The following is a 1,657-nucleotide window of genomic DNA, read 5'->3' on the forward strand; positions in this document are numbered from 1 at the left end:
CATCGCTATCAAGCTAAGACCATAAAACGTTAATTATAATAGAGGTTGTTTCTTTTTTTTAAAAGCTACGTGTAGGGAATTTAAAGATTTGCATACGAAATAAACCCTAATGGGTTTCAATTTTTTGATTTAAGCCGCTTGATTATCAAACATGGTACAATTGTAAATGACACCTAATATATCAAAGACTGTTTTCTTCTCATATCGATGAGATTTTCTCCCGTTTTGCTGTAGGAGGTTGAACAGGCGAATTAAAATCTTTGATAGCTCTTGGGTGTCTTTCTGTATAGCTTGGAAAATAAGAAGAAAGTAATCTTTAATCATATATATGGCCTTATATTCACTCAGTTCTCGTTTCTTTTTCATAAGAAGCAATTGTCGCATTTGAAACATGGTAGAAGAACAAAGTAAAATGGCAATCAGTTGCCCATACAAATGGCATTCTAATCGTTCTCGTTTTATCTTTTTACAATGATGAATATGAAAGAATGATTTCCACGTTTTAAATAAAAGCTCGATTTGCCAACGTAAAGAATACCAATCATGTACTTGTCCCATCGGGACAATATCTATAGAGGTATTTGTCATATATACATTGATACCGCTAAGTCGTTTACTACGAGCAGAATACTTCATTCCTTTCTTTTTTTCTCTTACAGTTTGATCGTGTAATCGTTTTTGTTGTTGTTCTTTTGTTAGTCGATGAACAATCACACGAGTCGGCACTTTATCAGTCATTCCTACATAAGCGTCAGCTATTTCACATGTTTGTCCTGGTTGAAGAGAGCTCATTAAACCCTCCATATCTATTTGAATATACTCTGTACCTTTCTTAATTCTTCCATCTTGAAAATAATCAGGATTGGGATTTTTTTGATAAATACGTGTATTCGACTTGATACGAGAGATATAGTAAGCCTTTTGGTCTTGTATATGTTTAAGATCTTTCAAATGAAAATACCCTAAATCTCGGATACATAAATCATTCGCTGTCACAGTTGGAACACGCAGGGAACCGTAGGTTCGATCATGTTGTTTACCTGGACCTGTATGGATATGCAGGAACTGGCCACTTAATAGATCATACTCTAGCTGAATCTTCACCCCCGCTGTATGGCTGCATCCTCCTGCACCTGGATAAACAAATGAAAAGGGATCTGGAAGTTGAAATGCAGTTGAATCTAAAATACGAATACGCTTGAAAACAGAAGTATATGGAGAAGGAATAGGTATAGATGAGGCCAATTTTTGGTTTAGTAGTTTAGATAATATGTGTTGTAAAAATTGGACAGCCGCTTTATTAAATCGTTGATTCAGTCCCTCAGGACTGATGAGCACTTCTGTCGATGCTTCTAAACAGCTAGATAACTGGGTTAAAGAAGTTGTAGCGACATTTTGACTCATCCATACACATAAAGCGACTAAATCTTTTGCTTGGTATTTACTAGTTCTTTGTACAAAACCAACATCTCTAGCAAGATCTCGTAAGATATTTGGAGATAAGAATTTTTGAATTTCTTGAGCAAATAGTTGTAATTCATCAGATACAGAAATAGACATACAAAAACGCCATCCTTTCCTATGATTCTACAGAAAGAATAGTGTATTTTTTCATTTTATGGGGTATTTTGTTTTGGTATCTTGATAGCGATGGGGT

General features: G+C 34.9%; 1 protein-coding gene. It reads right to left on the minus strand.

Annotated elements, in window-relative coordinates; genetic code table 11:
- Positions 1-129: 129 nt before the first annotated feature.
- On the minus strand, positions 130-1,560 hold the full coding sequence (locus tag ACS2CR_RS34070; RefSeq protein WP_061884963.1) for an IS4 family transposase: 1,431 nt from the start codon (positions 1,558-1,560) through the stop codon (positions 130-132).
- Between the last annotated feature and the right edge of the window lie 97 nt (positions 1,561-1,657).

The sequence above is a fragment of the Bacillus cereus group sp. BceL291 genome (assembly GCF_051776705.1).
Lineage (GTDB): Bacteria > Bacillota > Bacilli > Bacillales > Bacillaceae_G > Bacillus_A > Bacillus_A cereus.

What these genes read in the sequence shown, in the direction of transcription:
- ACS2CR_RS34070 (WP_061884963.1), bottom strand. Translation starts at nt 1,560, where the DNA reads ATGTCTATTTCTGTATCTGATGAATTACAACTATTTGCTCAAGAAATT.